This window comes from Sporolactobacillus caesalpiniae (assembly GCF_040513385.1).
In the GTDB taxonomy this organism is placed as follows: domain Bacteria; phylum Bacillota; class Bacilli; order Bacillales; family Sporolactobacillaceae; genus Sporolactobacillus.
This window is the reverse complement of sequence record NZ_JBEVCB010000005.1, coordinates 316,325-342,924: the sequence shown is the minus strand read 5'-3', so window position 1 is coordinate 342,924 and position 26,600 is coordinate 316,325. Positions and strand designations below refer to the sequence as shown.

General features: G+C 43.4%; 24 protein-coding genes. 15 read left to right on the top strand and 9 right to left on the bottom strand.

Annotated elements, in window-relative coordinates:
- Nucleotides 1-116: 116 nt before the first annotated feature.
- From ABWW58_RS12115 to ABWW58_RS12060, 12 genes are all read left to right on the top strand, one after another.
- Entirely contained in the window at nucleotides 117-1,478 is a 1,362-nt protein-coding gene (locus ABWW58_RS12115; RefSeq protein ID WP_353867754.1) for an IS4 family transposase, read from the top strand.
- A 114-nt stretch (nucleotides 1,479-1,592) separates the two neighbouring features.
- The gene (gene sigW / locus ABWW58_RS12110) at nucleotides 1,593-2,171 is read left to right on the top strand and encodes an RNA polymerase sigma factor SigW (RefSeq protein WP_093673410.1); all 579 of its coding nucleotides are present in this window, start codon (nucleotides 1,593-1,595) and stop codon (nucleotides 2,169-2,171) included.
- The gene (locus ABWW58_RS12105) at nucleotides 2,168-2,551 is read left to right on the top strand and encodes a zf-HC2 domain-containing protein (RefSeq protein ID WP_353869382.1); all 384 of its coding nucleotides are present in this window, start codon (nucleotides 2,168-2,170) and stop codon (nucleotides 2,549-2,551) included. The genes sigW and ABWW58_RS12105 overlap by 4 nt, the downstream gene beginning before the upstream one ends.
- A gap of 161 nt (nucleotides 2,552-2,712) precedes the next feature.
- Nucleotides 2,713-3,531 (top strand): diadenylate cyclase CdaA, encoded by an 819-nt coding sequence (cdaA, locus tag ABWW58_RS12100; RefSeq protein WP_093673406.1) that lies wholly within the window; start codon nucleotides 2,713-2,715, stop codon nucleotides 3,529-3,531.
- A complete protein-coding gene (locus ABWW58_RS12095) occupies nucleotides 3,524-4,828 on the top strand; it encodes a CdaR family protein (RefSeq protein WP_353869381.1) in 1,305 nt (434 codons plus the stop codon). The genes cdaA and ABWW58_RS12095 overlap by 8 nt, the downstream gene beginning before the upstream one ends.
- A gap of 121 nt (nucleotides 4,829-4,949) precedes the next feature.
- On the top strand, nucleotides 4,950-6,305 hold the full coding sequence (gene glmM, locus ABWW58_RS12090; protein ID WP_353869380.1) for a phosphoglucosamine mutase: 1,356 nt from the start codon (nucleotides 4,950-4,952) through the stop codon (nucleotides 6,303-6,305).
- Nucleotides 6,306-7,022: 717 nt separating this feature from the next.
- Nucleotides 7,023-8,828, top strand: a complete 1,806-nt coding sequence (gene glmS, locus ABWW58_RS12085) for a glutamine--fructose-6-phosphate transaminase (isomerizing) (protein WP_353869379.1) — start codon at nucleotides 7,023-7,025, stop codon at nucleotides 8,826-8,828.
- Nucleotides 8,829-9,252: 424 nt separating this feature from the next.
- Nucleotides 9,253-9,534, top strand: a complete 282-nt coding sequence (locus ABWW58_RS12080; protein ID WP_353867365.1) for a transposase — start codon at nucleotides 9,253-9,255, stop codon at nucleotides 9,532-9,534.
- Nucleotides 9,531-10,415 carry an IS3 family transposase gene (locus tag ABWW58_RS12075; RefSeq protein WP_353867364.1) on the top strand — a complete coding sequence of 295 codons (885 nt, stop codon included), beginning with the start codon at nucleotides 9,531-9,533 and terminating at the stop codon, nucleotides 10,413-10,415. The genes ABWW58_RS12080 and ABWW58_RS12075 overlap by 4 nt, the downstream gene beginning before the upstream one ends.
- 796 nt (nucleotides 10,416-11,211) lie before the next feature.
- Entirely contained in the window at nucleotides 11,212-12,450 is a 1,239-nt protein-coding gene (locus tag ABWW58_RS12070; protein ID WP_353867580.1) for an IS110 family RNA-guided transposase, read from the top strand.
- Nucleotides 12,451-13,001: 551 nt separating this feature from the next.
- Nucleotides 13,002-13,355, top strand: coding sequence for a TipAS antibiotic-recognition domain-containing protein (locus ABWW58_RS12065; protein ID WP_353869378.1), 354 nt, complete (start codon nucleotides 13,002-13,004; stop codon nucleotides 13,353-13,355).
- Nucleotides 13,356-13,896: 541 nt separating this feature from the next.
- Entirely contained in the window at nucleotides 13,897-14,796 is a 900-nt protein-coding gene (locus tag ABWW58_RS12060) for a DMT family transporter (protein WP_353869377.1), read from the top strand.
- 96 nt (nucleotides 14,797-14,892) lie between these two features.
- Here ABWW58_RS12060 and ABWW58_RS12055 read toward each other — a convergent pair whose 3' ends face one another.
- From ABWW58_RS12055 to queG, 6 genes are all read right to left on the bottom strand, one after another.
- Complete coding sequence (locus ABWW58_RS12055; RefSeq protein WP_353869376.1) at nucleotides 14,893-15,237, bottom strand: hypothetical protein; 345 nt, start codon at nucleotides 15,235-15,237, stop codon at nucleotides 14,893-14,895.
- A gap of 362 nt (nucleotides 15,238-15,599) precedes the next feature.
- Entirely contained in the window at nucleotides 15,600-16,157 is a 558-nt protein-coding gene (locus tag ABWW58_RS12045) for a hydrolase (RefSeq protein ID WP_445783434.1), read from the bottom strand.
- Between the two features lie 12 nt (nucleotides 16,158-16,169).
- Entirely contained in the window at nucleotides 16,170-17,381 is a 1,212-nt protein-coding gene (locus tag ABWW58_RS12040) for a multidrug efflux MFS transporter (protein WP_353869374.1), read from the bottom strand.
- 89 nt (nucleotides 17,382-17,470) lie between these two features.
- The gene (locus ABWW58_RS12035) at nucleotides 17,471-18,295 is read right to left on the bottom strand and encodes an AraC family transcriptional regulator (RefSeq protein ID WP_353869373.1); all 825 of its coding nucleotides are present in this window, start codon (nucleotides 18,293-18,295) and stop codon (nucleotides 17,471-17,473) included.
- A 36-nt stretch (nucleotides 18,296-18,331) separates the two neighbouring features.
- Nucleotides 18,332-18,658 carry a YciI family protein gene (locus ABWW58_RS12030; RefSeq protein WP_353869372.1) on the bottom strand — a complete coding sequence of 109 codons (327 nt, stop codon included), beginning with the start codon at nucleotides 18,656-18,658 and terminating at the stop codon, nucleotides 18,332-18,334.
- Between the two features lie 70 nt (nucleotides 18,659-18,728).
- On the bottom strand, nucleotides 18,729-19,886 hold the full coding sequence (queG, locus tag ABWW58_RS12025; RefSeq protein WP_353869371.1) for a tRNA epoxyqueuosine(34) reductase QueG: 1,158 nt from the start codon (nucleotides 19,884-19,886) through the stop codon (nucleotides 18,729-18,731).
- A 382-nt stretch (nucleotides 19,887-20,268) separates the two neighbouring features.
- On the opposite strand from queG, the gene ABWW58_RS12020 reads away from it, so the two are divergent.
- The 3 genes from ABWW58_RS12020 (at nucleotide 20,269) to ABWW58_RS12010 (ending at nucleotide 23,560) form a co-directional block, all read left to right on the top strand.
- The gene (locus ABWW58_RS12020; RefSeq protein WP_353869370.1) at nucleotides 20,269-21,507 is read left to right on the top strand and encodes a phosphotransferase enzyme family protein; all 1,239 of its coding nucleotides are present in this window, start codon (nucleotides 20,269-20,271) and stop codon (nucleotides 21,505-21,507) included.
- A gap of 29 nt (nucleotides 21,508-21,536) precedes the next feature.
- Nucleotides 21,537-22,808 carry a class-III pyridoxal-phosphate-dependent aminotransferase gene (locus tag ABWW58_RS12015; protein ID WP_353869369.1) on the top strand — a complete coding sequence of 424 codons (1,272 nt, stop codon included), beginning with the start codon at nucleotides 21,537-21,539 and terminating at the stop codon, nucleotides 22,806-22,808.
- Nucleotides 22,809-23,110: 302 nt separating this feature from the next.
- The gene (locus tag ABWW58_RS12010; protein ID WP_353869368.1) at nucleotides 23,111-23,560 is read left to right on the top strand and encodes a GtrA family protein; all 450 of its coding nucleotides are present in this window, start codon (nucleotides 23,111-23,113) and stop codon (nucleotides 23,558-23,560) included.
- Here the strand turns inward: ABWW58_RS12010 and ABWW58_RS12005 are convergent.
- The 3 genes from ABWW58_RS12005 to ABWW58_RS11995 all read right to left on the bottom strand — a co-directional run bounded on the left by ABWW58_RS12005 (nucleotide 23,544) and on the right by ABWW58_RS11995 (nucleotide 26,583).
- Entirely contained in the window at nucleotides 23,544-24,557 is a 1,014-nt protein-coding gene (locus ABWW58_RS12005) for a zinc-dependent alcohol dehydrogenase (RefSeq protein ID WP_353869367.1), read from the bottom strand. The two genes, ABWW58_RS12010 and ABWW58_RS12005, sit on opposite strands and share 17 nt — an antisense overlap.
- Complete coding sequence (locus ABWW58_RS12000; protein ID WP_353869366.1) at nucleotides 24,554-25,966, bottom strand: helix-turn-helix transcriptional regulator; 1,413 nt, start codon at nucleotides 25,964-25,966, stop codon at nucleotides 24,554-24,556. The genes ABWW58_RS12005 and ABWW58_RS12000 overlap by 4 nt, the downstream gene beginning before the upstream one ends.
- A 362-nt stretch (nucleotides 25,967-26,328) precedes the next feature.
- Nucleotides 26,329-26,583 carry an alpha/beta hydrolase gene (locus ABWW58_RS11995; RefSeq protein ID WP_353869365.1) on the bottom strand — a complete coding sequence of 85 codons (255 nt, stop codon included), beginning with the start codon at nucleotides 26,581-26,583 and terminating at the stop codon, nucleotides 26,329-26,331.
- Between the last annotated feature and the right edge of the window lie 17 nt (nucleotides 26,584-26,600).

The window sequence follows — 26,600 nt, the reverse complement described above, 5'->3', positions numbered from 1 at the left end:
TATAACGTACTTTGTGGCCTATTCATTATGTTTCTTGACAAAATAGAAAGACACCTCAACTTTTGGTATAGTGATTTTGACGAAATACACTACCAAACAGAAGAGGTGCCCTCTATATGATAGCGAAAAAAGGTCAAAATAATCAACTACCATTAGAAATAAAAGCAAAATTCGATGAGTTGAAGATTCTAAAACATTTACGTCAGGCAGGAATTCAAAAAGCCTTCGGCTTTTCCAGTGGTTATCTTTTTCAGCTTATTTTTCGTCTGATCTTTACCCAAAGAAATTGGTATCGTTTACTGGAGAGTAATAAAGCAGATGAATTACCAGGCAAGGATGCTGTTTATCGTTTTTTAAACTACCCGAAGTTTGCCTGGCGCCGCTTCCTGACGGCACTAAGCGTATTCACGATTATGAAAGTCAGCCGTTTGACGAGCACCTGCCACACTAAAGTACTCATTCTGGATGATTCATCTTTTTATCGCGACCGCAGTAAGCGCGTCGAACTTTTGGCTCATTGTTTTGACCATGCCAGGAGAAGACACTACAAAGGATTTCGTATGCTGACATTAGGATGGTCCGACGGATCAACGTTCCTGCCCATTGATTTTTCACTCCTTAGTTCAAGCAAAGAAAAGGCAAAAATTAATGATATCAATTCGACGATTGATAAGCGTTGTTCCGGCTATAAAAGACGAATCGAAGCTTTACAAACAGCTCCTGAACAAATCCCTGGGATGGTTAAACGGGCCTTGTTGAACGGAATTGATGCATCCTATGTTCTGATGGACAGCTGGTTTACCCAACAACCTTTGATCAAGGCTTTGACCGATCAAGGTATCGATGTTATTGGTATGGTGAAACCAACGAATCAGCGCTATCGAGTAGGCTCTCAATGGGTTGGATTAAGAACGCTGTATCGACTGTCGAAGCCCGTAACCAGTCACAAAGAAATTTTACGTTCTATTCGTACCACAATGGCTAATGGAGTCCCGGTCAAAGTTGTGTTCGTTCAAAACCGCAATAAACAAAGTGAATGGCTAGCCATCTTAAGTACTGACTGCACACTTACAGAACAGGAAATCATTCGTACGTACGGCATGAGATGGGACATTGAATTATTTTTTAAAGCAACGAAGTCATTTCTTAAGCTTCAAAAAGAGTTCCAGGGCAGATCGTACGATCTGCTGATTAGCCACACAACCATTGTCTTTACAAGGTTTATTCTCCTGTCTTGGCAAAACCGTTGCAGTACAGATAATCGAACCCTTGGTGGTATGTTTTATGAACTCTGTGACGAAATGAATGAACTGGATTGGGCTGTAGCACTGACGCAGCTCATGGATATTCTTCATGACGCCCTAACAAAAACAAAAAAATCAATCAAAAGATGGGTTACTTGTCAACTGACACAATGGATTGAGAGCTTACCCAACTATATCAAGGTTTATCTGCCCAAATTAGGGTGCGAAAGTTGAGTAATTAAGCGACATCATGAAAATCAGTATTATTTGAGGAAACGCCTTAAACTATCAATGAAACTTGGGGCGATTGACTTGCGTATTAAATAATGCTTCAAACGAGAGGTTAAAATGGATCAACAAGAGAAGCGATTGATCAAAAAGGTCAAAAAAGGCGATCAACAGGCATTTGCCGAGTTGGTGGAACGCTATAAAAACAGCGTGTTTGCGATCTGTTTACGCATGGTCGGCAACGCGCAGGAAGCAGAAGACCTGTCACAGGAAGCGTTCATTCGCGCATATAACCACATTGATCAATATGATCATGAACGTAAATTTTCGACATGGCTGTTCCGGATTGCGACCAATCTATCGATTGACTTTTTGCGCCGGAGGAAGAGCAATATTTCGCTTGACGCCGTTGTTCCGGGTACGGAAGGGCTTTCCCTGAACGCGATGCTTCCTGATCAAACAGAACAACCGGAAGAGCTGGCTGTGCGTAAGGAAACCGAGGAAATGGTACAAAATGAGATAAAAAAATTACCGGAAAAATACCGTTCAGCGGTGGTACTTAAATACATTGAGGATTTGAGCTTGAAAGAAATCAGTGAAATTATGGATATTCCGGTCGGTACGGTAAAGACGCGTATTCATCGTGGCCGGGAGATGCTGAGAAAAATGATGATGGCCGGGGGAGGCGATCGAGCATGAGCTGCACGAATAAGAAGTATCTGTCATTAATGAATAAGGTCTTGGATGAAGAGGCAACGGAACGGGAAAAGCATGAACTCTATGAACATCTGGATTCTTGTAATGAATGCCGTGTTCATTTTAATGAATTGACGTATTCGACCGAGTTGCTGCGGCGACTTGCCCACCCTCAATTGCCGGCCGCTTTTACGAAAAGTGTTCTTGATCAACTGCCTGCTGCAAAACGTCATGTGATTTTGCGGTGGGGCAGCCGCCATCCGGTACTGACCGCTGTAGCGATTTGCGCAGTACCTATGTCACTTGTCGTGATCGGCGCCAGACATCAAACAAGAGATAAGAACGACTATGTGCTCGTTAACGTGTCGGGGGATCAGAACTGAGAACGCCCGTTCATTTTTTAACCGCGCAACACATAAGATAGAAAAAGACGAGCCTTAGGTGCACAATAATTTTTTAAGAATGGGTTTACCTAGGGTATATACAGAAACACTAAGATTGTCGATGTAATGATAAGAATGGCTGATTTGGAGGATGAAAAATCATGTCTTTGTGGACTCATGTGAATATTTTAAACTACTTGACAGACATCATTGACATTTTGATTGTCACTTATGTGATTTACAAAGTGATCATGATTATTCGAGGCACAAAGGCAGTTCAGCTAGCGAAGGGTATTCTGGTGATCATCGCGGTCTGGTTTCTGAGCAGTCTGTTCCAGCTTCGAACGTTGGAATGGATTCTGAACAATGCCATAACCTACGGCTTATTTGCGATCATCGTGATTTTCCAACCGGAATTACGCCGCGTGCTCGAGCAGCTTGGGCGTGGGCGCCTGTTCTCAAGAGGAACGGTCGTTGAAGAAGAACATAAACAAATGGCTGAAGCGATTGTCAAAGCTTCTTCTTACATGGCGAAGCGAAGGATCGGTGCTCTGATGTCGATTGAGCGCAAGACCGGTCTCAATGATTATATTGAAACCGGCATCCAGCTGAATGGGAACTTAACTTCCCAACTGCTCATCAATATTTTCATCCCGAACACACCCTTACATGATGGTGCGGTTATTATTCGCGGAAATGAAGTGGCTGCTGCGGCATGCTATCTTCCCTTATCGGAGAGCCCGTTTATTTCCAAGGAACTTGGGACAAGGCACCGGGCGGCAATGGGTGTCAGTGAAGTAACGGATTCGCTGACCGTTGTAGTATCCGAGGAAACAGGGGGCATCACCGTGACGAAAAATGGTGAAATGTTCCGTGATATTAGTGAAGAACGTCTGAAGGAAATGCTCCAGCACGAGCTCGATGAATCGGATAATCAGACGACGATTCGCTGGAATTGGAGAGGAAAGCACAATGGATAAACTTTTGAATAACAATTGGTTTGTCAAAATTGTATCCTTTGTTATGGCGTTGATGCTGTATGCGATTGTCTCAGCCGGTGACGGCACGCCGTCGGGTTCTTCCTCCAATATCGCTGTGAATCCGACGCAGCAATCGGCGATTATAACGTCAAAGTTAGCGATCAAATATGACCAAAATAAATATGTAGTGAGCGGAGCGCCACAGACGATCAGTGTTCGCCTGAACGGGTCCAATGAATCCATTCTTAAGGCGAAACTTCCCAGTACGAAAAGCGTTTACTTGGATCTATCGGGTATGAAGCCGGGTACCTATGACGCTCACGTGCAGACACGCGGATTTCCGTCAGGTCTCACCGTCAAACCGAGTCCGAAGACGGTACGTGTCACAATACAAAAAAGAACGAGCAAAGAGCTTCCTATTGCCATTGATATACTAAATAAAAATTCGCTAGCAGAAGGATACACAGTTGGTGATCCTGTCATGGATACGCAGAATATTACGGTTACCGGCGGCGAGGATACTGTCGATTCGATTGCTTTCGTAAAAGGCGTCATTAGTGTCAAAGGCGCGGATGCGGCAGTAGAAAAAATGATCACCCTGCATGCATATAATAGTAATGGTGATCAAGTAAATGTGACCATTAATCCATCGTCGGTTCATGTCCGTGTGCCCATTGAAAAAGTATCGAAACAATTGAGCATCAATGCGGTGACAACGGGGACACCGGCCAAGGGGTACAGCATTGACTCTATTGATCAGTCCGCAAAAATGGTCACGGTGACTGCTCAAGACAAAGACGCACTTGACCGGATCACCTCTCTTGAACCGCTTTCCGTATCTGTTGACGGATTGAAAAAGGATAAAACAGTTACAGTGAAAGTGGCACTGCCTTCCGGAGCAACAAGGAGCGATCCGGAGAAAATTGATGTGACGGTGCATATCATAAAAGAAACGGATGCGGAAAGTGATGAAAGCAGTGCGGATTCAAGCGCTGATCCAAGTTCTGATTCTAGCTTGAGTACGGACAAACAAACAAAGAAGCTAACGAATATCCCAATTAAGGTGATTGGACTTAAGGATGGCTTGAATGCGTCTTTTGATAAAGAAGACCATGTAAGCGTCTCTGTAACCGGTTCGTCACAGGATCTTGACAAGTTGACAGCTGATGATGTTCACGCCGAGGTAGATCTGGATGGTTTGGATACGGGAGCGCATGAAGTCACTGTCGCAGTTAGTGCCGCAGATGGTCTCGTTGCAAAGGCGACCCCGGGTACGGTCAAGGTGAGCATCAGCTGATGGTGTTGTGAGGATTTCTGCTACTTTCAGAGTGGTTAGAACATCCTTTGACAGAATGCGGCCGTGAGTTTACAATAAAGCGGCGGAATTTGGACGAGGAAAGATAGGAGCGATCGATATTATGACAAAGTACTTTGGAACGGATGGAGTCAGAGGTATTGCGAATCTCGGCTTGACACCCGAATTGGCTTTTAAATTAGGGCGTGCCGGCGGTTATGCATTAACGAAGACGACTGAGCATCCTAAGGTTCTGGTTGGCAGGGATACGCGTATTTCCGGTTATATGCTTGAAGGCGCGTTAATCTCCGGCCTATTGTCTATTGGCGTTGAAGTCATGCGGCTGGGTATTATTTCAACTCCTGGTGTCGCTTATCTGACAAAGGCGATGGATGCTAGTGCAGGCATCATGATTTCTGCGTCACATAATCCGGTCGCTGATAATGGGATCAAGTTCTTTGGCAGTGACGGTTTTAAGCTGAGCGATGAGGTTGAAGAAACGATTGAAGCGTTGCTGGCGAAGGAAACAGACGATCTGCCGAGACCAATCGGTGGCGATTTGGGCACGTCAAGTGACTATTTCGAAGGAAGTCAGAAATATCTTCAATTTTTGAAGCAGACCATTCAGGAAGACGATTTTTCCACAATCAAGATTGCACTTGACTGTGCTAACGGATCGACGAGCGCGCTCGCTCCGCATCTTTTCGCTGATCTTGAAGCAGATATCGTAACTATTGGTACATCACCAAATGGGAAAAATATTAACGAAGGTGTCGGATCGACGCATCCTGAATCCTTATCCACACTCGTTGTTGAAAAAGCTGCGGACTGCGGGCTTGCTTTCGATGGCGACGGTGACCGTTTGATTGCTGTTGATGAACTAGGAAATATTATCGATGGCGACAAAATCATGTACATTTGTGCCACTTACTTGAAATCAAAAGGAATGTTAACTAAAGACACACTGGTTACGACTATAATGAGTAATCTTGGCTTATATAAAGCACTTCAAGCTGAACAGATTGAAACAAAGCAGACGAAGGTCGGCGACCGTTACGTTATGGAAGAAATGCGCGCGGGCGGTTATGCACTTGGCGGCGAACAATCCGGACACATCATCTTTCTTGAACACTCTACTACGGGAGATGGGATGCTGACGGCATTGCAGTTGGTCAGCATCATGAAGGCGACTGGAAAGAAGCTGTCTGAACTTGCGGCAGGGTTAAAAACCTACCCGCAGAAATTGGTGAATATTCATGTCGCTGATAAATTCCATGTGACAGAAAATCCGGAAGTAGCTCAGTCTATTAAAGAAGTTGAAGCGGATATGGCCGGTGACGGTCGGGTACTTGTCCGCCCTTCAGGTACTGAATCGCTGATCCGGATTATGGCCGAAGCACCTACAGCAGAAGCGTGCGATGCGTTTGTCGACAAAATTGCACAAAAAGTCGTTGATGCAGTGGGCGGGGAAATTCAATAAAATATGTTCAAAATATCCGGGGAACGGTAATGAGTTCCTTCTGCTGAACTATAGGACCTTCGAGAAAGAAGGATCTTTCGCTAAGAAAAAGGATCTTCAACTAATCTAGAGGAACTTTCGCTAAATGCGCATACGTCCTATATGTAACGCGAAAGTCATCACATCCTGTGAAAGTACGTCCTGTGAGCAACGTTGAAGTCACCGCATCCTGCGGAAGCAAGGACTGGGCATGCCTGGTTTTTCTAATGCCAATGCAGCAGTTAAGCAACGTTTGAACGGATCGCTGTTGAAATTTCATCAATGAAGTTTATGTTTGTCGGTTACGGGACATGGCATTGCTGAATAGATATATTGAGTAAGAAAAATCCCACTTCAGAGATGATTGACGCACCGATCAGATTAAAGTAGTATGTGGGTAACTCGAGAAGGAAAGTGAGGGGTGGATAACTGAATATGAAGCGCCTGGACTATTCCAACGGACGGACAAGTACGGAATAGTTGACGAGGAGGAGGTTTATCGAAGCATTCGGCGGATACCTCCCGGAACCTTGCAACCGTTAGCACGTGCTCAAACCAGAAAGGCAACTTTCTGTACAGAAGCCGTGCGGCAAGATATATAAGCATTAAAATAAAAAACAAGTGGGGCAAGACTGCCCTATATGATGACGGTGACAACATCTTAAAGTGCACCTTGCCTCACAAGGAGGACATCATCCTATGTGTGGTATTGTAGGCTATATCGGCAATGAAGATGCACGTGACATTTTGCTTAAGGGACTCAGCAATCTTGAATACAGAGGTTACGATTCGGCAGGCATCGCACTTTTAAATGCAGACGGTGTTCACATTTTCAAGGAAAAAGGACGGATCGCCGTTCTTCGCAAATCCGTGGATCCGACCGTTCACGCGACACTTGGTATTGGGCATACACGTTGGGCAACACATGGTGAACCGAACAAACGCAATGCGCACCCGCATCAGAGCATTTCCGGACGCTTCACCCTTGTTCACAATGGTGTGATTGAAAATTACAGCCAACTGAAGGCGGAATATCTGTCCGGTGTTACCATGAAAAGCGAGACGGATACGGAAGTGGTTGTGCAACTAATCGAGACCTTTGCAAACGATGGTTTGAGCACAGAAGCCGCTCTTCGGAAAACGCTGAAGCTGCTCGAGGGTTCTTACGCAATTGCGTTGGTTGACTTGGAAGACAGCGAAACCCTTTACGTTGCGAAGAACAAAAGTCCGCTGCTGATCGGTCTTGGCGACGGCTTTAATGTCGTAGCCAGTGACGCGACGGCGATGATTCAGAAGACGAAACGGTATGTTGAGCTGATTGATGAAGAAATCGTCGAACTGAAGCGTGACCGCTACACGATCATGGATCTCGACGGCAATGAAAAGACGCGTGCGCCTTATACGGTTTCCTTCGATGCGCATGACACGGAAAAAGGTGCTTATGCTCATTATATGCTGAAGGAAATTGATGAACAGCCGGCCGTAATGCGCCGCCTGTTGCAGGAATACAGCGGCAAGGACGGAGTCGTTACGCTCGATCCGACGATTACGAAAGCTGTCAATGCCGCCGATCGGATTTACATCATCGCCTGCGGCACAAGCTACCACGCCGGGCTTGTCGGCAAGCATCTGCTTGAGACGATTGCCGGGATTCCGACCGAAGTGCATATCTCGAGTGAATTCTCCTATAATATGCCGCTTCTGTCGAAAAAGCCGCTGTTCGTCTTTATCTCCCAAAGCGGGGAGACAGCGGACAGCCGTGCTGTCCTTGTCAAAGTGAAAAAGCTCGGTCATCCGACACTGACCATGACGAACGTCGAAGGATCGACCTTGTACCGCGAAGCAGATTACAAGATGCTGCTGTTCGCCGGCCCGGAAATCGCGGTTGCATCAACGAAAGCGTATACAGCCATGATCGCCGTCTTCGCCTTTATCGCGGTTGCTTCCGCTCAGAAGAAGGGAACGAAGTTCGATCTAGATCTTGTTCATGAGATGAGTATCGCGGCACAAGGTATGGAGCAGATGATCGACGAAAAAGCGCAGCTGAAGGAAGTCGCACGCGACTATCTCTCGATCACGCGCAACGCCTTTTACATCGGTCGCGGACTCGACTATTACGTTTGCATGGAAGCATCGCTGAAGCTGAAGGAAGTCTCCTACATCCAGGCGGAAGGCTTCGCCGGCGGCGAACTCAAGCACGGCACAATCGCATTGATCGAAGACGGCACACCGGTTTTCGCCTTCGCAACCCAGAAAAATGTCAACAACAACATTCGCAGCAATGTTGAAGAGGTCGCCGCTCGCGGCGCCCACACATGCATCATCAGCATGGACGGAGTCACGAACCACGCGGACGACCGCATCGTGCTTCCGAAAGTGCACCATGCTCTGACACCACTTGTTTGCGCCGTTCCTCTGCAGCTGATTGCGTACTATGCAGCCCTGCAGAACGAATGCGACGTTGATAAACCACGTAACTTGGCCAAATCAGTTACGGTGGAATAAAAAAGGAACAGGCAAGTACATACTCGTGTACTTGCCTGTTTTTTTTATTAAAATTATTTCCTGAAGATGTCTTTGTTGCGCAGTATAGATGGAGTGCGCAGTATGGAACGGGAAAAGTTAAATCAAACACATCTAAAGTTGGCGTATCCAACGATTTATATAGCAGGTTAGCTGATTATTCAACAGGTGAGCTACTTAATTCGTTATGACCTTTCTTCAATTTGATACGAGTTTCCGAATTCGTTACTACTTTCGATAAATTAGCTACGACTTTGAGCTCATTCATTGCGACTTTTTCGCGATTGGTTACGAGTTTGGGAATTGGTTACGACTTTCGATAAATTATAGAGTTAGTCTAAATAGTGGACATGTCAAAATGGGATTTCGTATGATTAAACTATCCTAAAAAGGGGCGTGTTCAACTATGGCATACGATCGGGAGTATCGGGAATATGTCGCAAAATTGATTGTGGATGACGGGAGGGTTGCCCGCGAAGTTGCCTATGAATTGGAACTGTCCAAGAGTACGGTCAGTCGCTGGGTGAGCGATTACCGAGAGTCGTTAAAACAGAAACATCAACCGTACCGGACACAAAAAGAAATAGAACAACTCCAGAAAGAACAGTTAAAAGAAATTGCACGACTTAAAGAGGAAAACGAAATCTTAAAAAAAGCCATGCACATCTTCACTCAAGGCCGTCAGTGAGGTACAGATTCATTGAAGCTCATCGAGATGAACATTCTGTAGTGTTGATGTGCACTGTCTTGAACGTATCGAAGAGCGGTTATTATAAATGGAGTCGGGGCGAGCGACAGGAAACGAATACCCAGCGGATGCGTAAACGAAAAGAATTACAGCGTCGGATCAAGCAAATCTTTTATCAGAATCACGGACACTATGGCAGTCCACGCATCCATATTGCCCTGTTGCGTCAAGGTTTTATTGTGTCGCAAAAAACGATTGCACGCGAGATGAAAGCAATGGGACTGAGGGCAACGCCAAAGAAGCGATATGTCGCAACCACTGATTCCAGACACGATCTGAAGGTCTATCCTAACCTATTGAATCGTCAGTTCCAACAAAAGGCGCCGAATCAAGCCTGGGTCACAGATATGACCTATATTCGGACACTGGCAGGATGGGTGTATCTGGCTTCGGTCATCGACCTGTTTTCACGGAAAGTGGTCGGATGGTATATGGACGCGACGATGACACAAGATCTTCCTCTGCAGGCACTCAAGTTGGCGATTGAGAAACGTCAGCCAGGTAAAGGACTCATTCATCACTCAGACCAAGGCTCTCAGTACTGCGCCAACGAGTATATCGCTCTGATGAAAAAGCACCAGATGCAGATCAGTATGAGCCGCAAAGGAGATCCGTATGACAATGCTTGCATGGAGTCATTCCATGCGACACTGAAGAAAGATCTCATCTATCGGAGACGCTTCAGATCGCGTGAAGAGGCTATACAGGCGATCAATCACTATATCTATCGCTATAACACATACCGGATGCATTCAAGTCTGGGTTACTGGTCGCCGAACCAATTTGAGAAGATGCATGAGCAAGCAGGGAGCGTCTCATAAATGACCCAAACGGGTTTTCTCATGGACAGTTGGTCCTTTCAACTTTCCATGAGAAAAGCCACACCAAGCGGAGCGCGGTAGGCATTTAGTTAAACTCAGTTTCACATTTTTGTGTCCACTTTATTGACAGAACTCCATTAGCTACGACTTTGAGCTCATTCGTTACGACTTTTTCGTGATTGGTTACGAGTTTGGGAATTGGTTACGACTTTCGATAAATTAGCTACGACTTTGAGCTCATTCGTTACGACTTTTTCGCGATTGGTTACGAGTTTGGGAATTGGTTACGACTTTCGATAAATTAGCTACGACTTTGAGCTCATTCGTTACGACTTTTTCGCGATTGGTTACGAGTTTGGGAATTGGTTACGACTTTCGATAAATTAGCTACGACTTTGAGCTCATTCGTTACGACTTTATCGTGGTTCGTTACGATTCTGGGAAATAGTTACAACTCGTATATTAATAATGTACTCAGTGAGAACTTGTATAAATCTGATCAAATGATTTGGACACCTGGTGATATTCCTAAGATAATGAGTTTAAGGATCATTTGGGTTAATTCCCGTTACTACTGTAGTTTGACTACTTTAAAAGACTGATTCCCGGTGTACGCAAGGGACTCCTTACTCGCAGGCTGTTCATCTCTGATTCTCATTGTCCTGTTTGAGTAGGCAGGACGCGGCTAATGAAGCAGAGAATAAGTTCCGATACGCGAGTGTGCTGGTCGGCGTTCACACTTAGGGATATCCCCAGATGCCCAAGTTATCCTAATTGAGAGGAGGATGGTTGTATCATGACCTATTTTGTTGGTTTGGACGTAAGTTCACTAGATATCAAAGTCTATATTGAAAATGAGAAAGGGAACAAAATAAAAGCTTACCCGATCCCAAACAATCGTCCAGGTGCTCTAAAACTGCGCGACGATCTCATTTCTTTAGCGGAGGATCAACGGGTTGATGCGTACACAATTGGCTTGGAATCCACCTCTGTGTACAGCTATCATCCAGCCATGTTTTTTCATACAGATCCTGAATTAAAGAAGATCGGCTGCACCGTCTATATGCTTAATCCTAAACAAGTGGCCAACTTCAAGAAAAGCTATGCGAATCTGGATAAAACAGATGAGATTGATGCGTTTGTCATTGCCGACTATCTGAGATTTGGCCGTTCGACACTCTCTGTAGTCAAAGAAGAACAGTATATCGCTCTTCAACGACTGACGCGTTCCCGTTTTCTCTTGGTTCAAGAGCTGACAAGAGAAAAACAACATTTTCTGCAGCACCTAAACTTTAAATTCAGCCAGTTTACTCATGACGTTAAAACTTCCGTTTTTGGACAGGCTATTTTGGACTTTCTCAGTGATGAATTCAGCTTAGATGATTTGGTGACTATGCCCTTGGAAAAGCTGGCACTGTACCTTCAGGAAAAGGGAAATCACCACTTTGGGGATCCCAAAAAAGTGGCCTCATCCATCAAAACAGCGGTCAACAATTCCTATCAGCTGAGCCGTTGTGTGGAAGATTCAGTGGATCTTCTCATGAGTACTTCAATTACTCTGATCAGAACGATGAAAGCCCAGATTAAAGCCTTAGAAAAGGGCATTGAGAACCTAATCAAAAGTCTTCCGGTAGCAACGCGAACAATTGATACTGTTCCAGGGATTGGTCCCGTCTTTTCAGCTGGAATCATCGCTGAAATTGGTCAGATTGATCGGTTCCCAAACGAAGCAAAGCTGGCAAAGTATGCCGGATTGTATTGGCATAAACACCAGTCGGGTACTTTTACTGCTGAGGATACCAGACTTTCACGAACCGGGAACGTCTATTTGCGTTATAACCTGATTGAAGCCGCCAATCATGTCATACGCTACGTTCCGGAATACCGAAGGTACTATGAGAAAAAGGCAAGTGAAGTCACCACTCATAAACACAAACGTGCACTCGTTCTAACTGCAAGAAAATTGGTCCGCATGGTTGACGCTCTACTCCGTCACCATGAAGTTTATGCACCGAGTAAAGGGATGACCGGATAAGTCAAAATGACTGTTTCCACTCCCTTATCTATTCCCAGTATTTTACATTTCACACTGGGCTTAGATTAGAGTTCGCCTTTTTATCGATCAATGAACAAATATACTTTACAAAGCACTTGACATAATACCGCAGGTCTTTTCCTCTTTTGGGTTGAAATTCCCCCAGGGATTCGTTCTAATCTCGACTCTTACGCGCTTGTCGCGCATCTTCCGTCAACTATGCAATGTATTTTCTTCAATTATAAGCAGTAAAGAACTTTTTTTGCCTGCAATCTATGGGCGAACAAAGAAATTATTGCATGAGTAAACCACTTTATTTGTATTTACTAATTTTTTCAACTAATAATTCATCATGGTGATGCCATATAATACCCTTTCAAGTAAACGATATCCTTTAAATGTTTACTTCTGAGATTTCTTGTTTGTTAAGAACAAAGTGGGAATAAGCAACACCAAACTAAGGATCAAGGCTAACATGAAACCATTGTGGTAAGCAGTAGTCATGAGTGGGATCGTTGGTGAAAACCTACGCAAAGGAAATCCGAGCGTTAATGGAAAGCGGTTTTTTTCTTCCATTGGTGAAAAGCGGCATATTTCCGGGCAGCATATCCATTGTGAAAAATGCTTCAAATGTAATGAACACGGATTTTGGTGAACTCGTTTCTCTTAGTGCAGAGGTCATACAAAAATTTCGTGAAGCCATGATTGATGGGCCAGAGAGTCTGGCGGCAGAAGCGGCGGTTAATGCTTATAGAGAACTGATAAATATAATATGGATTCCCTGTGATGATCAATCCTTTCGCAAAATCGGATGGGCGTATTTGGTTCACAAAGAAGCGTTGGACCAAAAGTCACCGGGAATTGCAGAGTTTGTATCTAAAGCTATTTTGCATGTGTATCAGTAACCATGCAGGGGGATGAGTACAGTGATATAGCAGAATCATGCTAAATCAATGGTCCTGTTTTTATCAAGTGCTCTGAGATGGAAATACACAGAAGCAATGGGGAAGGGAGATGTCTCTATATGATCGAAAAAATAGTATGGTGGATCCAATACATAATTAATTTCCTTTTTATGCTCTATTTGGCTAGGTATATTTCAAACGCATTTTATTCAACTCCAGGATCTTTTCTAATTAGCATTTTCCTAATCGTAGTTTCTATTATTTTGGCCTATCTTTTAACGATAAGGTTTAAAAACAATGGTTGAGACCCTACAGGCAGTCTTTTCTTTCAGTTTAGTCCTGTTTACTGCCCAGTCCGACATGATTAGCATGCCGACAAAAAACGCTTACTGCTAGCAATAAATCCACATGGAAACTACAAAGCGTTGTCTATGCAAAATTGAAGCATATAAGTACAAAGGGCAAGCATTGAGCAGACAGAGTTTTTGATAAAATATCGCTTTGTGTTTATGATGATCAATAGATCGAGGAGGTAAGTGCTTTGAGAAAATCAACCGCTGTTGTTTTGCTTATTTTTGCGAATCTTTTCTGGGCGGGTAATTATATCTGCGGTAAATTTGTGATTGGTGAAATGGAACCGATTCAAATCAATTTTTTACGTTGGCTGATCGCGGCGGTTATTCTTTTTCCGCTTGCGCAGCTCATTGAGAGACCGGATTGGAAAGCTATTTTTAAGGAGTGGAAGCTATTACTCGTTCTTTCCATACTCGGTATCATTGGCTATAATCTTTTACTCTATGAAGCTCTTTATTTTACGACCTCACTGGACGCAGCTTTAATTAATTCAGTCAATCCGGCCATGATTGCCATCTTTGCAGTATGGTTATTAAAGGAAAAATTAAGTAAAGTCAATGTTCTAGGTTTGATTGTATCGCTGGTTGGTGTGCTGCTGGTGCTTACCCATGGCAATCTTCTGCATGTGTTTGCGGTTGATTACAATGTCGGGGATCTCTTCATGCTCGTGGTGATCATTTCGTGGACCTTTTATACGCTGCTCAGCAATCGAATTAAAGACTTGCCTCCGATCGGGGCAACTGCTGTTACCGTAGCCTTCAGCGTGTTGGTGATGCTGCCGTTTTTCATGTATTCAAATTTCAACTGGTCATTTACTCCTGCAACGGCCACCGGTATTCTCTATCTAGCACTCTTCCCATCTGTGGGGTCGCTGTTATTCTGGAATATCGGCGTACCTATAGTGGGATCAAGTCACGCCGGCATCTTTCTGAATTTGATTACGGTGTTTACCGCGATCCTCAGTATTCTCTTAGGGAATGGAATCAATCTTTTTCAGATCATCGGCGGTCTCGTGGTTGTTCTTGGCGTCTACTTGACCAATAAGAAACCGGGTGAAAAATCTGTTCATCAAGAATTGAATGCGTAAGCCATTGTGACGGTAAGGTGATCAATCCTTAATTCTTGGATAAAGCTGTTGCATCACGTGCAGAAACCCTTCGACAATTGGCGCTATTCCTTTTCACTAGTTTTTCTTAGATCCCTTAAAAAAAATGTTATCTATTTCTTTAATTCCATAAGAAGTGGTTGCATTTTCTTCTGCTTTGGCAGCTGCTTCTCCATAGCGTTCATTGAGCTGATGATCTTCTCGCTCACTTTGTAATTCTTCTACTTGTGCATTTAAAAATTCAATACGATCGACCATTTGCTCATATTTATTCCAGCTCAATAAGGCAGCTTTAATCTCATCATTCATGATTATCGCTAATTTTTCATTTTGGCTTAATTTTTCCAATAAATTTTTTTGTGATAAAGAACGAAGATCCTTTGCGGGCAAAGTTTCCTTTTTTTCAAGTGACTTTGTTGGCATTTTAAATTCCCCTTTCGTAGTCAACAACCCCTTGATACTAATAGTATACAATCTTAGTGTATTATTTACTATATAATATGTGCAAAAAAACGAACAAATATGTATGCAAATAATCGCACAAAAATCTGTTGCTCAGAGGTGTGACTAATGACCGCAAATTGTGCAAGGGCCAATTTGTCTGTGAAGATCTGCCGCATGCTGAAATTCACCTTCTCGACACCGGACACTTCGCACTGGAGACACATGCGCATCAAATCTGGATGCTGATCCGCCATTTTTTAAATAAAATTGATTAAGAAGAAAAGAGTGAAGAGATCAGATACAGATCTCTTCACTCTTTTTGTATGCTCTATGATGTTTCGTTATTGAAGAAGCGCCAGCACCTCTTTAGTTGTTCGTACTTTGCCGATTCGCGGGAAGATACGGGTGATGCAGTGATCATGTTCTTCCTTAGTCGACGCAGTCATCGCATCTTCAACAAAGACTTGCTGATAACCGCGCGCGTACGCTTCCCGCGCTGTTGTATCAACGCCAATACCGGTTGAAATACCGCATAATACAAGGGTATCAATGCCGCGGCGACGCAGCTGCAAATCTAAATCAGTCCCAAAAAAGGCTCCCCATTGCCGTTTGGTTAGTCGATAAGTCTTTTGGAAAGCATCCAGCTCAGGTACATAATGATCCCATCCGTCAGGAAATCTCGATGCGGATCGGTTGGAATCGGTGTGCGGAACAAACCAATCCTTTCCATCAAAAGAAGAGACACGGACAAGTGCGACAAAGGACCCGTTTTTCGAAAATGCGTTCACCAGTTTCGTTGTTTTTTCCACAACTTGTGCACCTGTGTATGGGGCACGTTGGTTGTTCACAATCCCATTCTGCAGGTCAATCACCACTAAAGCTGTCTTATTTTTATTCATTTTCATCGCTCCTTATCCTATATGCTGCGCGCGACTGGGCTGTGCGGCGATTTGCCGGTAGACGCGCCAATAAACCCACAAACCATTCACGAGCAGCAGTGCGGCAGTGACAAAAAAGACCGCACGAATACTTAACCATGCGGCAATCTGACCACCAAAAACAGATCCACCGAAAACACCCAAATACATGGCGGACATACTAAAACCAAATACGCGACCGGTCAGTGCGGTGGGGGTAATTTTGCGAATCATAATATTCACTGAAGGCATTAACCCGCCGGCTGTAAGCCCGAACAGAAATCGGAGCACGATCAATTGCCAGGGCGCGGTGACAAAAGCTTGCGGGATAAAAAGCAGGCCTGCCGTAAAAAGCGCAATCACCATGACTTTATGTGCGCCAATCCGATCGGACAGCTTCCCTAGGCGCGGTGCGGCGATAATATTCGCGAGTCCCGACGCTGAAAAAGCAAGCCCGGACAGCAGTGCGAGATGGCTGCTGTTTGTCAGATGGCCCATGAACACCGTCACAATCGGTTCAACGGAATATAAAGCGATAGTTAAGATAAATGCGGTCACAAACAGGGTAACGGTCAACCCTTTTTCCGGAATTTGATTCCAAATGTCTTTGGCATGACGAACTTTTTTATCGGTTCGCTGGAACGATTCCTTTACAAAGAAAAGCGTGGTAAAAAAGGAAACCATCATCAGTGCACCGGTCATGAAAAACACATTTTGCAATCCAAAATGCTCACTAAGAAATCCGCCGATGAGCGGACCGAGAAGCGAACCAGCTATGTTGGCAGTCGACAAAGTGCCCAGCGCCCATCCGGCATGTTCCTGATCCGTTTGGGTAGCGATCAGCGTCGTACAGGCTGTGCTGTAGCCGGTGATCACGCCTTGCAGAAGACGAAGCCCAATCAGTACGGCGACATTGGGGGCAAACCCCATACAGCCGATCACCATTGCCATACCGAGACTGGCGCGCAGCAGCATAGGCTTTCGCCCAAACTTATCGGCCACCGATCCCCAAATGGGTGAAAAAATGGCAGATAAAATAAAAGTACTGCCAAAAGCAATGCCGGATAGTTGAGCGATTGCTGCCTCTTGATGAATACCAAGATGTCTGATGTACAGCGGCAGCACCGGTGCAATTTGACTCATGCCAATCCCTGTCGCAAACATGCCAAACCAGCATACCACTAAATTTCTTTTCCAAATCGGCATGATCCGAGCCTCCGAGGTTCAAATATAGGATGAATAATCACACCCATTAGTTTAAACGTAGATTGGCGGCTGATCCATGGTTGATCCTGTTATCCATGGACATTTTTGCTGTAATATTCATTTGGACTGATCCCTTCTGATCGTTTAAATAGCCGACTAAAATAAAATTCATCAGCAAAACCAAGCAGATGAGCGACTTCCTTGACCTTGTGATCACCGTCAAGGAGCAGTTCCTTTGCCTTGTCAATTTTCATCTGGTTAAAATAAGCAATAACTGAGTAACCGGTGCTTTCTTTGAAAATCCTAGTCAGGTATGTTGACGACAATTGGACGAGTGCGGCTAACTCTTGCAAAGTAATGTGCTTGGACAGATTTTTTTGCATATAGGCGATGATTGTCTCCACCTTTAATGAGCTTGAATCATTTTGATTTTGCCTTCTGAACTTTTCGCGAATAGTGATGAGCAGTTGTTGCAGCAGGGTCCGTGCGGCAAAAGGATATCCGGGCCTTTTGTTGTCCCAACAGGTGGTCAAGCGTCGAAACAGTGCCTCTATTTCGTAGTAATCGGTTAAGACTTTCCCGGTTTTCCTCATCAATTTTTTTGTGCCTTCATGGATCATCCATTGATTTTGATTCCATACCACTTCCGCGCAGCTGAAATGAACCGATAGAAAACCGCCGGGTCCCGCTTCGGCCGCGAACGTATGATGGAGCCCGGGCTGGATATAACAAAGCAAGCCCTTCTTGATTGAATAATCCCGTTGATCAATGGTTATCATTCCGGTTCCACCGGTAAAAAGAATGAGTTCGTGGTGGGACAGGGTACGACTGATCCTTCGTGGGGCATGCTTCTTATCATCAAATGATCGATGGTTGCAATAATGAATATGGAAAAAAAGTTGGTCGGACACCATGCACGCACCGGCTTTCCGGATTATTTGATTTTTTCCTTAATCGGATGCATGAGACCGCATCAGCGCGACGCGGTAAGGATAAAGTTCGGCAGTCATGATTCCGGCTGCAACAGCTGGATCGGTTTGCATGAACGTTTGCGCCTCTTCGAACGAAGACGTTTCTAAAATGACAATGCCAAATGTCTTTTCATCCAAGCCCTCTGTTTTTCCCGCAAGAATGAGCACTCTTTTTTTCAGTAGCTCTTGTAATCTTGAAAAATGCTGTTCAACCACATCGTTTTCCCGCTTTGTCCAATTTGTTTCATCTAACAAAGAAGGAATTAAACGTAACACATAGATATATTGCTTTCGCTTATCTGGCATTGATGCTTACTCCCTGCATTTGACTTCTGCGATGAATGGGTTCGATCATCGCTTAGATAGTTAACTGCAATTATCCTTTTTCATTATCGAGTCTTTCCTTGATCCACTGGTGAACGTGTTCATCTTTTTCCCTTGCAAGCAGATCTTCGAGTGATTGAACGACTTGCACGCGCATGTTGGAGTCAAATCGATCCCACATTTTCTGAAGCGCCCAAGTGACCGTGCGGCGGATCACGGGACGCGGGTCTTCATCGAGCAGGCGAAGCAGTTCCGGCGCGGCACTCACATCTTTATAATTGCCGAGCGCGACAATTGCATTGCGCTGAATGGGCTTCTTTCCCCGCCAAGAGCCTGACAGTTCGCCGAATGTCTCTTTGAAATCGCGATTAGACAGTGAGAGCAGCGGTATGAGCAGCGGACGGGCAAGTTCAGGATCCGCTTCCATCTCCTCATGAAAATGACTATCCACATCGCGATTGTATGGACAGACTTGCTGACAGGTATCGCAGCCGTAAATACGATTGCCGATTGCTTTTTTGTAGGGTTCCGGCAGTTCCTGTTTGGTCTGCGTGAGATAGGCGATGCATTTCTGACTGTTGAGTTGTCCACCTTGAATCAGTGCACCGGTCGGACAATGGTCGATACAAATTGTGCAGTCGCCGCACAGGTCAGTGGCTGGTTTGTCTGGAGGAAAGGGAATATTGGTCAGCATTTCGCCGAGATAAACATACGATCCGAATTCCTCCGTAATCAGGTTGGTGCTTTTTCCTGCCCAGCCGATGCCGGCACGTTCAGCAACTGCACGGTCTGACAGTTCTCCGGTGTCGACCATACTTTTACAGTGTGCGCCGGGGAGCATGGTAACAAGAAATTCTTCGAGCTTCTGCATGCGATCACGAAGAATGGCATGGTAGTCCTGTCCCCATGAGACTCGGGCAAAAGCGCCGCGGCGCTGGCCCTTCGTGTTTGCCAGGCGCTCGGCCATTTTTTTCGGGTATGCCATGGCGATCGAGACAATTGACTGCGCGCCGTCCATGAGCAGAGTCGGCTCGGTTCTTTTTTCGATATCCTTCTCCTCGAATCCGGACTGATAACCGAGCTCCCGCTGCTGGTAGAGCCGAGCCTTGAGTTCGGTGAACGGATCGGCCGTCGTGAAGCCGATCTTGTCCACACCTATTTCCTTGCTATATGTGATCAGCTGTTCTTTCAGCCTTTGAAAATCCGTCATTTCTTATAAATAATCCTTTCATTTTCTTCCGATAAACGTTTCGCAAGTCTTGCCATATTTATGATTTGGTTCTGAAAATCGTATTGTTGATTTTCGAACTGCTGATCTCATGATAACGTGATTTACGGAAGGTCGCAAATGATTGCCAAACGCCTTCTGTACCATCCATTTTTCGATGATTTCCACGAAAACGGAGTACACCAATAGTTAAAAGAATAGTTTCGAAACGGTGAAAAAGTTTATATTTTATAAATATTTGACTAAAGAAGTTTATAAAATACTCTATTATTATTTTGAATTTTAATTATAATCAATAATTAATCATTTAAATAGTTCAGCTTTTAAACGATCTGTTTCATTCGAAGGCGAAAGGGGTGTTCAGATGAAAACTGAAAGTCGTTATGAGATGTTGTCTTTTCCGGAAAAGATAAACTATTTACGGACTGTGGCCGAAGAAGCAAAAGCAAGATGGAGTTATCCACAGGCGTCAAAGCTAACATTAATAAATTTTACCGAAAATGCAACGTTTTGTTTAGAAGCCAAAAATAAAGAAAAAATGATTATGCGAGTTCAGCGCCTTGATTACACAACGTTAAATAGTGTAAAGACAGAGTTGAGCTGGATTACTGAGTTAGGACGAACGAACCGCCTTTTACTGAATTGCCCGTTACTTTCTCGAAACGGAAAATATGTAGAAGTCATTGAAAATCCCAAAATGAATGAACAGCGATTGGTTGTTTGTTTTAAATACGTTGAGGGGCAAACGCCGGCCGATTCAAGTGATGCGAATGATCAGATTGGCACATTAATTAGTAAAATGGATTGGATTCCGGATACAATCACCATACCTGTTTTTAAATTGGCCGCATTGTTACAACAGAAATTAGGTGGGTTGAAAAAAAGCCCGCTTCGAGTGTCAGATCGTCAGCTTTATCGCATGATTGGGAAGATCGCTGCGACCATGCATACGCGGGCAACCGAGTGGAAATATCCCGATTTTTTTGAAAGAATGGAGTGGAATTTCGATGGCACTTTCGGAAAGAATTGGAATAACTTCTATGGGGTGAGTTATCGCTCACGTCAGTGGTTGTCGCAAAAAGACATTTCAGTTATTGATCATTGTGTCGATTTAATCAAAAAAAGGGTTGAAATGTACGGAAAGACACCAAATCGGTACGGCATGATTCACAGTGATTTGCGAATGGCCAATTTGTTAAAAAAAGGGGATAAAATAACCGTCCTTGACTTTGATGATAGCGGTAAGGGCTGGTTTATGTATGATATTGCCAGCGTTGTTACCTTTATGGAACACCGGACGGATATACCTGAGGTTATAAAAGAAATAATTGACGGATATGAATCGGTGCGTAAGATATCGGATGAAGATAAGCAAGAGATCGGTACCTTTGTTATGATGCGAAGAATCGGTATGTTACAAAGCTTAATCTATCGAATCGGCAGCGTCATACCGGGAAGTGGTGAATCGCAGGTACTTACACCGGAAGTGCTGGCATTTTATGCAAAAGGCACTGCTGTTTTAGCAAAAAAGTATTTGAAAAATTTTGCACTTGGATCGAACCTCACTCCAGTACCTGCAAAGCATCATCGGGCTTATCAATAATAAAAAATAAATGACTGGGAGGATTCGACATGAATAAAACCACGCATGAAATCTATGATGAAGCCTATCAAATTTGGAATCCCGATAGAGTCAATACGTTTCGCCACTTTGGTGTTGAATTGGTCATGGGGGAACGAGAGGGGAGTTACTTTAAAGATTTAGATGGGCACCGTACCTATATTAATATGCACTCTAACGGGGGAGTCTTCAATTTAGGACATCGTAATCCGGAAATTAGAGAAGCATTAGTGAAGGGAGCTGAGGTGGTAGATGCAGGCAATCACTATTTTCCTTCACCGTATAAAAATGAATTAAACGAGAAGCTGCTGGCGGTATCACCGGATAATATGAAGTATGCTTTCGTTCTTAATGGAGGCGGAGAAGCCGTCGATGCCGCAATCAAATTTGCCAGACGGGCGACCAAAAGGTGCCGAGTGATCAGTTTATCATGCGCCTTTCACGGGGCGACGGGGATCGCGATGCAAGCCAGCAACCCCCAAATAGCCGAATCATTTAACATGAAACCGGATCCGGCTCTATATACCCACATTGAGTACAACAATCTTGAACAGTTGGAATCCATTCTTAAGAAAAATGATACTGCGGCTGTAATTATTGAAAGTATCCCAGCTACTGCCGGATTCCCAATGCCGATCAAAAATTATCATAAAAATGTTGAAACACTGTCCCATAAATATGGTGCATTATACATTGCCGATGAGATTCAAACCGGCTTGATGCGAAGTGGTGAAATATGGTGCTGCTGTAAATATGGCGCAACGCCGGATATGATTGTTACCGGAAAAGGATTGTCCGGCGGCTATTATCCAATGTCGGCCGTCATTATGAATGAAGAAGCTGCAAGTTGGATGAAAGATGATGGATTTGCTCATACCTCTTCGTTTAATGGGACAGAACTCGGCTGTATTGTTGCTTCAAAAGTGATGGATATCATCACACGAGAAGATACCATTGCCAATGTTCAAATGCTGACGAATTTCTTTGCTCAAGAATTGCCGAAGATTCAGCGGAAATATGCTGACTTCTTTACCGAAATTAGGCAATGCGGAGTCATTATGGGATTAAAAACGGCACATCCATTCGGCGGCGGAGCACTGATGCTATCACTGCTTAAGCATGGGATTTGGTCAATGATGGCCAACTTTGATCAATCGGTTTTGCAGTTTAAACCTAATTTGTTAATGAAAAAAGAGACGGCCGAAGACGTCATCAGCATTTTGGATCAGTCGATGTCGGACGCGATCAAGATGGTAACAGAAACAGCATCGAGAAATGAATGAATATTAGCAAAACCATTATATCCATAAACTAATTCCAAGTTTTTTTAAAGTAACGGAAAATCAGTCGCTGATTCAATCGAAGCAGAACTTCCGCCTGAAGAAAAAACTTATTCACGAAAATTGATTAATGAAAACTGCTTATTCCTTTTAAGATTTTACGTATGTGGTTCATATCAACCGACATTAAAAATCTGGGAAACAAGCAGTCTCTTAACAAATTGCTCTCATTACTCTGCTCGACCCACGGTTCGTTTTGGATAGCTGTGTTTTTGCCAATATGCCGCAAGATGGAGGAAGAATCGATGAACGGTAAAGTTAAAAAAGAATTATTCAGAACAGTCAAATATTTTTTGCTTGCCTCTTCAGCCGGTGTCATTGAGATGGGTGCATTTACGCTGTTGACGCAGTACGGCCGGTTTGATTACTGGGCGCGATACTTGATTGCACTTGTTCTATCAATTGTTTGGAACTTTACATTAAATCGTCGGTTTACATTTAAGTCGAATAATAATATTCCGGTTGCTATGACCAAAGTGTTTCTATATTACGCTGTTTTTACCCCCGTATCGACATTCGGCGGCAACCATTTGGTCGGCGTCATGCACTGGAATGATTATTTAGTGACGATGATGAATCTAATGATCAATGGTGTAACGGAGTACCTCTTCCAAAGATTTTTTGTGTTTGGCAATTCGATTGACTCACGGGAATTGAGCCATCAGCATGTGAGTACGGTCAATCGTCCATTCTGATTCCAATTCGCGGATAACGATATTGCTGCTCTGCTGAAAAAGCTGCAGAATAATTTTTAAAAGAATATTCGTGACTGATCAGTTCTTTCAACTTTAATTTTGGCAGGAGATTCCGGGTTTCGCAGAGCAACTGTTTGGTGTAGAGAAAAGAACTGGTAAGCGTAATATTCATGGCAAAGAATTTGACAGAATTAATAGAAATATTTTGATTTTGATTGAAATAAACCGTGGTCAATACCGTTCCACCTCTGGCAGCTACATTAAAGGCTGTCGAAATAAAATTCGGCTGACTGGAAGTAATTGCTACCTTTTGAAAGCCGATGAAATCGGAAATTCTAAATAGTTCCGTTTCAAGGTTTTCATTGAAAGCATCAATGACGTAATCGGCTCCGAACTGTTGAGCGAGGTCCCGGTTATGTTTTTTAGCGTCTACAACAGTAACCGTACGAGCACCGAGTGTTTTTATCAATTGAAGCAGCACCAAACCATTAAAATCACCGCCAAAAATGCAAACACTGTCATCAGCGATTATATGTAACTTTTGTACGGCCATGTATACGACTGCCACGGGTTCGAGAAGGCAGCCGATGTCAAAAGTCGCTGCCGGGGGAAGAGAAATAATTTGGTTGGCATTCCAGACGACTACATCACAGAGCGTGCCACTGTTTACATCCAATTGCAGACAATTATTTTCTTGCCCCTTTTCACAATAAAGACAATGACCGCAAAATTTCACAACGGTGCCCGTGACCTTTTGCCCGACATGGAAACCGTTTGCTCGTGCATGACCGCCCAAGTCTGTAATAACGCCGGCCATCTCGTAACCGGCAATGCCGCCTTTGGCATAAAAATCCCAGGAACGTTTCATCCTTAAATCTTGAATGCCGATTGTATTGTACATCACTTTAATTTTTACATCATCGTCGCCTTCAATCGATGGTTCCGGAACCTCTATAAAATTCATCATGCCGTTTTCGTTAAGCCAAAGTGCCCTCACAAGTAAAGCGCCCCTTCGAAATTTTTATTTTTACGAAATTCAACGGCTGTACAGCCAACATTGCTTTTGAAAAACTTACTGAAATATCCGACATTTGTAAAACCCAGCAATCTTGAAATATCCGAAACGGTGCGGCTGCTAAATGTCAAGTAATATTTAGCATATTGCAAGCGAAGCAGTTGAATGGTTTCCAATATTGTATAATTGAACTGATGTTTAAAAACACGATTCAAATAAATTTTATTTAAACAAAGATCTTTGGCAATTTGATCAAGCGACCATCCGGCAGAATAGTTTTTACATATTGATTGAACCGTTAAAGTTAGTGTTTTCTGCAGCACTGGCGACTGATAGTGAATCGGCAGCAGCAAATGAGAATGCAACAGGCCGTCCAATTCGCTTTCGACAGACTGGTATAGCGAGAAGTCAACACGAGCATGAATCAGTTTTCCCCAAAATTCAATAAAGGTCCTGACATATGCGAGTGCCTTTATACTCCAACTGTCTTTAATAAGGTGTAAATAAATATATTGCAGCAAATGTTCTGCTAAAGAAGTGTCGGCTGTAAGAAGCGCTTTGAGCAATTGACGGCACTGCTCATCTAAATGTTGCAAGGTTAATTTATGCATGTTCAAACTGGATTTATCTGATACATTTATCATTTTACCGCTGAAAAACGGACTGTTTTTTTGATAGACCTTGAGCATCGAACAATTCTCGCCAAATTGCTGCCAATTAATATTCTTTTGATAAATAAAGGCAGAATCCAAACCGAACAGGCTGGTACTCAATTGGCCGAGAAAATTTAAGCTAAAGTCCTTTGTGATACTAGAACGGCTGATATAAAATAAGGCTTCATTTGAGGTGTGAAAAATCTCCATAACTTTACAGGCCGGAGCTGCCTGATGAATGAATGATTGTAATTTGTTTTTCGTAATCGACTGATCGCTTGCGTAAGTTTTAATAAAAGCCAAGTAATAGGTATCCGGATGAACCTCAAGGTGATGGGTACCATGCCAGTTAATTGATAGTTTTAAACGATCTTGACGCATTGTTTCTGTATGAAGGACAATATGATTTAGAATATTGGCGAACATCTTTTTGTTAAAATATTTGTTGTCGAGGTAGATATACTGGTCGTCCTTAACAGGAGGTTGCTGCCTTTTATTACTTAAGAGAAGGATCGTATAATGCCAGCGACATTGTTTAAATTGCTCAATAATATTTTCGTACGGCAACAATACCGATGTATCCATAATCACAATGTCGGCGTGATTGCGGTAAAAAGAATCATAGGCGTCCGTGCTAAATGGTACGACATGGATGATCAGCAACGGATTATCTTGTAGCATTGTCCATAATCGTTTGAGCGTGATTCTATTTTCCGAAATGATGACCATATGATACATCTTAAATCACCCTATGATATTTCTATCATTTTAAAATTTTTAAAAAAATTATAACATAAATATTGGATTTTTAGTATTAACTTTTAACGTTCGCAAGTTTTAAAATGTTTGTGATCTTGCTCTGAAAATTGTATTGGTGATTTTCGAACAGAGACATGACCTTCGTTCATTACATGGAATACCAATGAATGCGTTGGTTATCGCACTATCGCACAGTAAAGCCAATATATTGTATATTGTAGCGAATACCGGAATTCAGAACGAACCAAATGAATGATCAAAAGGAATAGTGAAACAGCCTCTAGAGAACAGAGAATGCTCTTCATTGGGCAATGTACTTCGTGAAAGCTTATTCTCTAATGTCATTTGTTGAAGCTCATCAACCGTCTATTTGCTGCATTGAGTTCTTCTTCGATTAATTCGTGACCCATGTCAAAGTATTTAACGGTAATATCTGCTCCTGAATGTTTCAATCGTTCACTATCTTTTTTGATACGATCTAAAGGAATAAGAGGATCCTTTGTTCCATGGGAAACAAATATTTTTTTGTGATTTAACATGGGAATATTCAAATGAGTTGGAATGAGATCAGAAAGTATGATCAGTCCTGAAAACATCTCAGGGTTGTTTAAGA

Coding starts and splice junctions, on each gene's coding strand:
- ABWW58_RS12115 (WP_353867754.1), top strand. CDS start 117: ATGATAGCGAAAAAAGGTCAAAATAATCAACTACCATTAGAAATAAAA.
- sigW (WP_093673410.1), top strand. CDS start 1,593: ATGGATCAACAAGAGAAGCGATTGATCAAAAAGGTCAAAAAAGGCGAT.
- ABWW58_RS12105 (WP_353869382.1), top strand. CDS start 2,168: ATGAGCTGCACGAATAAGAAGTATCTGTCATTAATGAATAAGGTCTTG.
- cdaA (WP_093673406.1), top strand. CDS start 2,713: ATGTCTTTGTGGACTCATGTGAATATTTTAAACTACTTGACAGACATC.
- ABWW58_RS12095 (WP_353869381.1), top strand. CDS start 3,524: ATGGATAAACTTTTGAATAACAATTGGTTTGTCAAAATTGTATCCTTT.
- glmM (WP_353869380.1), top strand. CDS start 4,950: ATGACAAAGTACTTTGGAACGGATGGAGTCAGAGGTATTGCGAATCTC.
- glmS (WP_353869379.1), top strand. CDS start 7,023: ATGTGTGGTATTGTAGGCTATATCGGCAATGAAGATGCACGTGACATT.
- ABWW58_RS12080 (WP_353867365.1), top strand. CDS start 9,253: ATGGCATACGATCGGGAGTATCGGGAATATGTCGCAAAATTGATTGTG.
- ABWW58_RS12070 (WP_353867580.1), top strand. CDS start 11,212: ATGACCTATTTTGTTGGTTTGGACGTAAGTTCACTAGATATCAAAGTC.
- ABWW58_RS12065 (WP_353869378.1), top strand. CDS start 13,002: ATGGAAAGCGGTTTTTTTCTTCCATTGGTGAAAAGCGGCATATTTCCG.
- ABWW58_RS12055 (WP_353869376.1), bottom strand. CDS start 15,237: ATGCCAACAAAGTCACTTGAAAAAAAGGAAACTTTGCCCGCAAAGGAT.
- ABWW58_RS12045 (WP_445783434.1), bottom strand. CDS start 16,157: ATGAATAAAAATAAGACAGCTTTAGTGGTGATTGACCTGCAGAATGGG.
- ABWW58_RS12040 (WP_353869374.1), bottom strand. CDS start 17,381: ATGCCGATTTGGAAAAGAAATTTAGTGGTATGCTGGTTTGGCATGTTT.
- ABWW58_RS12035 (WP_353869373.1), bottom strand. CDS start 18,295: ATGGTGTCCGACCAACTTTTTTTCCATATTCATTATTGCAACCATCGA.
- ABWW58_RS12030 (WP_353869372.1), bottom strand. CDS start 18,658: ATGCCAGATAAGCGAAAGCAATATATCTATGTGTTACGTTTAATTCCT.
- queG (WP_353869371.1), bottom strand. CDS start 19,886: ATGACGGATTTTCAAAGGCTGAAAGAACAGCTGATCACATATAGCAAG.
- ABWW58_RS12020 (WP_353869370.1), top strand. CDS start 20,269: ATGAAAACTGAAAGTCGTTATGAGATGTTGTCTTTTCCGGAAAAGATA.
- ABWW58_RS12015 (WP_353869369.1), top strand. CDS start 21,537: ATGAATAAAACCACGCATGAAATCTATGATGAAGCCTATCAAATTTGG.
- ABWW58_RS12010 (WP_353869368.1), top strand. CDS start 23,111: ATGAACGGTAAAGTTAAAAAAGAATTATTCAGAACAGTCAAATATTTT.
- ABWW58_RS12000 (WP_353869366.1), bottom strand. CDS start 25,966: ATGTATCATATGGTCATCATTTCGGAAAATAGAATCACGCTCAAACGA.
- ABWW58_RS11995 (WP_353869365.1), bottom strand. CDS start 26,583: ATGTTTTCAGGACTGATCATACTTTCTGATCTCATTCCAACTCATTTG.